Here is a 7132-nt window from a genome sequence, read left to right as displayed (position 1 = left end):
TCCGAGAACCGGAGCGGAGCGTACTTTTGGGTACGTGAGCACCGGAAGCGCAGGAAGCCGCCGTTCGCAGGCCGGCCTCACCTGAATATCGACGCAGCCTAGGCTGCGGCCGTGTTCTCGCGCAGCAAACGCTCTGCCGCCGCGCGCGCCTCGTCGGTGATCGTGGCGCCGGCCAGCATGCGCGCGATCTCCTCCTGGCGCGCCGTCCGGTCCATCTCGGCGATGCCGGTGGCGACCCTGTCGGTGCCGCCGGATTTGGAGATCAGGAAATGCGTTGCCGCGCGCGCCGCCACTTGCGGCGCGTGGGTGACGGACAGCACCTGCACCCGCTTCGACAGCCTGGCCAGCCGCTGGCCGATGGCATCGGCCACGGCGCCGCCGACGCCGGTGTCGATCTCGTCGAAGACCAGCGTCGGCGCCGAGCCGCGATCGGCCAGCGCAACTTTCAGCGCCAGGAGGAAGCGCGACAGCTCGCCGCCGGAGGCGACCTTCATCATCGGGCCGGGCCTGGTGCCCGGATTGGTGCGCACCCAGAACTCGACCTGGTCGATGCCCTCTTCCATCCGGCTTTCGGCATCGCTCGTTATCTCGACGATGAACTCGGCGCGTTCGAGCTTGAGCGCCGGCAATTCGGCCATCACCGCCCTGGTCAGGCCGACGGCGGCGGCATGGCGAAGCGAGGACAGCTGCGCGGCCGAGATGTCGTAGGCCTCGCGCGCCGCGGCCGCCTGCTTCTCCAACCCGTGCAGGCGTTCCTCGCCGGCGTCGAGGTCGGCGAGGTCGGCGGCCATCGTGTCGCGCAACTGCGCCAGATCGTCGACCGCGACGCTGTGCTTGCGCGAGGCGGCGCGTAGCGCGAAAAGCCGCTCTTCCGCTTTCTCCAGCCGTTGCGGATCATATTCGGTGGCGCGCAATGCCGCTTCGACGCCCGACTGCGCGGCATCGAGCGACAGCATCGCCTCGTCGAGCGACTTCACCACATCGTCGAGCAGGCCCGGCGCCTCTCCCGCCTTGCGTTGCAGGCGCCTGAGCAGGCTGGCCAGCTGCGGCAGCGGCGAGGACGGTCCCGAAAGCACATCCTGTGCGTCATGGATTTCCGAGGCGATCTTTTCCGCCCGCATCATCATGGCGCGCAGTTCGGCAAGCTCGCTCTCCTCGCCCGGCTGCGGATCGAGCTTCGCCAGTTCGGCGACGGAGGCGCGCAGATAGTCGGCTTCGCGCGCCGCGGCCTCGACCTTGGCGCGATGCTTGGCAAGGTCCTGCTCGCAGCCGCGCCAGTAGCGCCAGGCTTCGCCCGTCGCGCGCGCGGCGCCGAGATGGCCGCCGAAACTGTCCAGCAATTCGCGGTGCGCGCCCGGATCGACCAGCGCCCGCTCGTCGTGCTGGCCGTGGATCTCGACCAGCGCATGGCCGATATCGCGCATCAGCGTGACGCTGGACGGCTGGTCGTTGACGAAAACGCGCGTGCGGCCGTCGGCCGTCTGCACGCGGCGCAGGATGATGTCGCCGTCATCCTCGATGGCGTTGTCGGCGAGCAGCGCGCGGGCCGGATGGTTGCGCGGCACGTCGAACACGGCGATGACCTGGCCTTGCGTGGCGCCATGGCGCACGAGTGCCGCGTCGCCGCGCGCGCCGAGCGCCAGCGACAGCGCGTCGAGCAGGATGGATTTGCCGGCGCCGGTTTCGCCGGTCAGCACCGAGAGGCCGGGCAAGAAGTCGATGTCCAGCTTCTCGATCAGGACGATATCGCGGATCGACAGCCTGGACAGCATCGCGGATGTCAGGCGCCGGTGATCAGCTTCCCGGCCTTGGAGATCCACGACCCCGCATTTTCGCGCGGCTCAAGCCCGTTGCTCTGCAGGAGCTTGTAGGAATCCTTGTACCACTGGCTGTCGGGATAATTGGTGCCGAGCACTGCCGCGGCTGTCTGCGCTTCCGATGTCAGGCCCATCGCGTAGTAGCTTTCGGTCAGGCGCGCCAGCGCCTCCTCGACATGGCGGGTGTTGGAATAGTTCTCGACCACGGTGCGGAAGCGCTTGACCGCGGCGATATACTCGCGGCGCTCGAGATAGTAGCGGCCGATCTGCATCTCCTTGCCGGCGAGCTGGTCGTTGGCAAAGCGGACCTTCTCCTTGGCGTCGTCGACATATTCGGAGGTCGGCCAGCGCGTCACCAGATCCTGCATCGTCTGCACGGTCAGGCGCGCTTCCTTCTGGTCCTGCGTGACGTCCTTGATCTGGCGGTAGTAGCTCAGCCCGATGATGTACTGGGCATAGGCGGCGTCATCCGTCGACGGGTAGAGCGTCAGGTAGCGCTTGGCCGAGCCGATCGCCTCGTCGTAGTGGCCGGCGCGATAGTCGGCGAAAGCGCCCATCACCATCGATTTGCGGGCGAATTCCGAATACGGGTGCTGGCGGTCGACCGCGTCGAACTTCTTGCTCGCCTCGTCCAGGCGGCCGGCATTCAGATTGGCGAGGCCCTGATTGTAGAGGACGTCCGCGGGCTCGGTCTGGTCGACATAGGTCGACAGGTCGACATCCTTCTCGGAGGACATGCAGGCCGACAGGACGAGCGATGGAACAACCACCGAAAGCGCCAGGAAAACGACCCGGTGCGGTGCTTTCGATTGACCAACTCGCTTGAAGAACATGATTGGATTCCGCCCTTTCGGCGTCATTTCAGTCGTCATTTCGCTCTGGGGCAGCAGCCATAAACCATAACCGCCTTGCCCGGCAACGCTATCTCCGGCCAATCGCACATTTTTGTGGCGGTTCGGCACAGACCTAAGAATGGCACGATTTCACCAACCGGTGATGCATCCATGCAACACCGGCCGGGCGCTACAAAGCCAGAAAATCGTTAAGAATCAAACCATCCAGGGCGCGTAGAGGGGCGCGCTGACGGCAATCATCTCTGCGCTGCGGCCGCGGTCGCGGCGCGTCGTTTCGACGATCTCGAAGGCGGACCGGTCGGACAAAAGCCGACGCAAAGCCGCCGCATTCATCCGGTGGCCGCCACGGTAGGAGCGGAAGCAGCCGATGAAGCGGGCGCCGGCGAGCGCCAGGTCGCCCATCGCGTCCAGCGTCTTGTGGCGCGCGAACTCATTGGCGTAGCGAAGGCCGCCGATGTTGATGACGCGGTTGTCGTCGCCGATCACCAGCGAGTTCTCCAGCGACGAGCCCAGCGCATAACCGGCCGCCCACAGCCGCTCGACGTCCTTCATGAAACCGAAGGTGCGGGCGCGCGCGATGTCGCGGCGAAAAATGTCGGGATTGATGTCGGAAGCGAACAGCTGGCGGCCGATTGCCGGGCTTTCGAAATCGATCTCGATCTCGAAGCGCGTGCCGTCATAGGGCCTGAACTCGGCCCATGAGGCGCCGTTCTCGATGCGGACAGGCTTGACCACCCTGATATAGCGGCGCTTGACCGGCAGCATCTCGATACCAGCCTGGTCGAAGGCCTCGACGAAGGGCACGGCGCTGCCGTCGAGGATCGGAACCTCACGGCCGTCGATCTCGATGACGAGATTGTCGACGCCGAGCCCGAAAACCGCGGCCATGAGATGTTCGACGGTGCCGATGTGCTCGCCGGCCGGGTCGCCGAGCATGGTGCAGAGGTCGGTCGCGCCGACTTCGGAGACCAGCGCGCGGAACTCGCGGCTCTCGCCACCATTGGAAAGCTGGAAGACGATGCCGGTATCGGCATCCGCTGGCAGGAAATTGACGGTGACCGGCTTGCCGCTGTGAACGCCGGTGCCCGTCAGCGTCGCACGCGATTTAAGTGTCGTCTGATAGTCGTGCAAGACAAACCCCATGGCCCATACTGCCTACGTCCGCTTCATCGGTTCCTGGCGTATTCTGCTGCCGGATGGATCACCCGGCGTGCGCATGGATGCGGCAAAATAAACAAGGCCGTGCGGCTCTTGATATGATCGGCAGGCTGGGCCAACTCCCCGAATCCCGGCAAGCCGATAGTGCTCCGGGCGAAGATAGTGGTCCGGCTGGGAGAGTCCAAATCACGGTTTCTTACCCACTGTAACCGCGATCCGGTGCGAAGCGACGCTCGCAACACCTTGTTCTTACATCTCTTTATACGTTAACAGGCAAACAATCGCTTGTCTGCCTGTTAACAACTGTTACGAACCGTTAACGGTCAGTTGGCCTGGCGCCGAAGGAATGCCGGAATCTCCAGCTGGTCGTCTTCCTGCACGGCCCGGCTCTGCGGCGTCAGCCGGCCCTGGTCGTCAAGCTGGCCGCGGCGCGGCGCGTAGAGCTGCGGGTCCTGGCTGGCGAGACGGCGCACTTCCGGTGCCGCCTGGCGCAGTTTCGGCTCGCGCGGCTGCGCCGGCTGCAGCCGCGCAGGCTCTTCCTCGCGGCGGGTCAGCCCGTTGGTCAGGCGCTTCAGCAGTCCCATCGGTCCACCATTCTCATGGTCGGCAGGACGGCTCTTGGCTTCCACCTCGGCCTTCACGACCGGCGGAAAGTCCTCGACGCGCGGCATGCGCTGCGGCGCGGCGGCAACCGGCTGCGGCATTTCCCGCAGCGGCGCGGGCTGCTGCACCACCTGCTGGACGACCGGCTGCGGCTGGGCGGGCGGCGCCTGGAAGATCTTGCTCTGTGGACGGAACTCTTCCGCATGCGCCATCGGCGCCGGGCGGGCCTGCGCCATCGCCGCCGCATTGGCCTCGGCGAGTTGGATCGCCTCGGCGACCGGATCGGCAGCGCGCGGCTCATAGACCTGCTGCTGCACGGGCGCCGGACGGCTTTCCGCGACCGGAGCGGCCGGACGGCTGACCGGCTTCTGCGGTGCCGCGCGGATCGAGATCGGCGCCGCGGCGATTTCGGCCGCCGACTTGTCGATGCCGGTAGCGACCACCGAGACGCGGATCACGCCTTCCAGCTCTTCGTCGAAAGTCGCGCCGAGGATGATGTTGGCGTCCTGGTCGACCTCCTCGCGGATGCGGGTCGCGGCTTCGTCGACTTCGAACAGGGTGAGGTCGCGGCCGCCGGTAATCGAGATCAGCAGGCCCTTGGCGCCCTTCATCGAGGTCTCGTCGAGCAGCGGGTTGGCGATGGCGGCTTCCGCCGCGGCCATCGCGCGGCCCTCGCCCGAAGCCTCGCCGGTGCCCATCATCGCCTTGCCCATCTCGCGCATGACCGAGCGGACGTCGGCGAAGTCGAGGTTGATCAGGCCTTCCTTGACCATCAGGTCGGTGATGCAGGCGACGCCGGAGTAGAGCACCTGGTCGGCCATGGCGAAGGCATCGGCGAAGGTGGTCTTGTCATTGGCCAGCCGGAACAGGTTCTGGTTGGGGATGACGATGAGCGTGTCGACGCATTTCTGCAGTTCCTCGATGCCGAGGTCCGCCGTCTTCATGCGGCGCTGGCCTTCGAAATGGAACGGCTTGGTGACGACGCCGACCGTCAGGATGCCCTTTTCGCGCGCGGCGCGGGCGACGACCGGAGCAGCGCCGGTGCCGGTGCCGCCGCCCATGCCGGCGGTGACGAAGCACATATGGGTGTTGGACAGGTGATCGATGATCTCGTCGATGCATTCCTCAGCAGCCGCGCGGCCAACCTCCGGCTGCGAGCCGGCGCCGAGCCCCTCGGTCACATGCGCGCCAAGCTGGATCAGCCGCTCCGCCTTCGACATGGTCAGCGCCTGCGCGTCGGTGTTCGCCACCACGAACTCGACACCGCGCAAGCCGGCGGTGATCATGTTGTTGACGGCATTGCCGCCGCCGCCGCCGACACCGAACACGGTGATGCGTGGCTTCAGCTCGGTGATGTCCGGCTTTTGCAGATTGATGGTCATTGTCTCCGTCCTTTGCCTTTCCCGCCGCTTCGCCGCTGCGGCCGCCTATGGGGCTGTCCCCGTCAATTTTAGAAACTGTCTCTCAACCACTGACTCATGCGATGCAGTTTTCCGCCCGTCCCGGTCATCCTGAGACCGGAAATTCCTTTCACAGAATGGCTCTCGAAGCTCGCCATCTGCGGATAGATCAAGAGCCCGACCGGGGTCGAGAACGCCGGCCCCTTCGCCGCCTCGGGCAGCCCGGCCACGCCGAGCGGCCGGCCGATGCGCACATTGCGGCCGAGGATGCGGCGTGCCGCTTCCGGCAGGCCGGCAAGCTGGCTGGCGCCGCCGGTGAGCACGACACGCTTGCCGACGGCGTTGCCGTAGCCCGACTTGTTCAACCGGTCGCGCAGCAATTCCAGCGTCTCGTCGATGCGGGCGCGGATGATGCGTGTCATCATCGAGCGCGGTACCTGCACAGGCAGCTCGCCTTCCTCGCCGATCGGCTGGATCGAGACGAGGTCACGGTCGTCCGCGCTGCCCGGCAGCGCCGAACCGTGCATGACCTTCAGGCGCTCCGCGGCGTCGAGCGAGGTCGACAGGCCCTTGGCCATGTCGAGCGTCACATGGTTGCCGCCGATGGCGATGGCGTCGGCGTGAACGAACTTGCCTTCCGAGAACACCGAGATCGTCGTCGTGCCGCCGCCCATGTCGATGCAGGCCGCGCCCATTTCGAGCTCGTCGTCGACCAGTGCCGCGAGCCCGCTGGCGTAGGGCGTCGCCACCATGCGCTCGACCGACAGATGCGAGCGATTGATGCAGAGCTCCAGGTTGCGCAACGGCGCCGCATCGCCCGTCAGCACGTGCATGTCGACGCCAAGCGCATCGCCGACCATGCCACGCGGATCGCGCACGCCGCGCTCGGCGTCGAGCGAGAAACCGACCGGCAGCGAGTGGATCACCTCGCGCTCGGCCTTCAGCGCCTGCTTGGCGCCGGCGGCAAGCACCCGCTTGATGTCGGCCTCGTCGGCCTGATGGCCGCCGAGATTGATGGTGGCCGAGAAGGCCTCGCTCTTCAGCCGCCCGGCGGTCATGTTGACGATCAGCGAATCCACCGTCAGCCCGGCCATGCGCTCGGCGGCGTCGACGGCCAGACGGATGGCGTGTTCGGCGCGGTCGAGATCGACGACCACGCCCGACTTCACGCCTTGCGATTTCTGGTGGCCGATGCCGATCACCTGGATGCGATGCGAGCGCCCGCGCAAGAGCTTGCCGTCGTCGCGCGGCTTCAGCTTCGCCACCACGCAGCAAACCTTGCTCGAACCGACATCGAGCA

General features: G+C 66.3%; 5 protein-coding genes. All 5 read right to left on the bottom strand.

Annotated features, from left to right (window positions below; genetic code table 11):
* Window positions 1-98: 98 nt before the first annotated feature.
* Entirely contained in the window at window positions 99-1772 is a 1674-nt protein-coding gene (gene recN, locus EN738_RS27710; RefSeq protein ID WP_127286450.1) for a DNA repair protein RecN, read from the bottom strand.
* An 8-nt stretch (window positions 1773-1780) separates the two neighbouring features.
* Complete coding sequence (locus tag EN738_RS27705; RefSeq protein ID WP_127286449.1) at window positions 1781-2650, bottom strand: outer membrane protein assembly factor BamD; 870 nt, start codon at window positions 2648-2650, stop codon at window positions 1781-1783.
* Between the two features lie 216 nt (window positions 2651-2866).
* A complete protein-coding gene (gene lpxC / locus EN738_RS27700; protein ID WP_127286448.1) occupies window positions 2867-3814 on the bottom strand; it encodes a UDP-3-O-acyl-N-acetylglucosamine deacetylase in 948 nt (315 codons plus the stop codon).
* Between the two features lie 338 nt (window positions 3815-4152).
* Window positions 4153-5814, bottom strand: coding sequence for a cell division protein FtsZ (gene ftsZ, locus EN738_RS27695; protein ID WP_127286447.1), 1662 nt, complete (start codon window positions 5812-5814; stop codon window positions 4153-4155).
* A gap of 68 nt (window positions 5815-5882) precedes the next feature.
* On the bottom strand, window positions 5883-7132 hold a 1250-nt coding region (gene ftsA / locus EN738_RS27690; RefSeq protein ID WP_127286446.1), incomplete at its 5' end, for a cell division protein FtsA.

The sequence above is a fragment of the Mesorhizobium sp. M4B.F.Ca.ET.017.02.2.1 genome (genome assembly GCF_003998955.1).
Lineage (GTDB): Bacteria > Pseudomonadota > Alphaproteobacteria > Rhizobiales > Rhizobiaceae > Mesorhizobium > Mesorhizobium abyssinicae.
This window is presented reverse-complemented; position numbering and strand designations above follow the sequence as displayed.

Excerpts from the sequence above, each read along its gene's own strand:
- lpxC (WP_127286448.1), bottom strand. The coding sequence starts at position 3,814 with ATGGGGTTTGTCTTGCACGACTATCAGACGACACTTAAATCGCGTGCG.
- ftsZ (WP_127286447.1), bottom strand. The coding sequence starts at position 5,814 with ATGACCATCAATCTGCAAAAGCCGGACATCACCGAGCTGAAGCCACGC.
- recN (WP_127286450.1), bottom strand. The coding sequence starts at position 1,772 with ATGCTGTCCAGGCTGTCGATCCGCGATATCGTCCTGATCGAGAAGCTG.
- EN738_RS27705 (WP_127286449.1), bottom strand. The coding sequence starts at position 2,650 with ATGTTCTTCAAGCGAGTTGGTCAATCGAAAGCACCGCACCGGGTCGTT.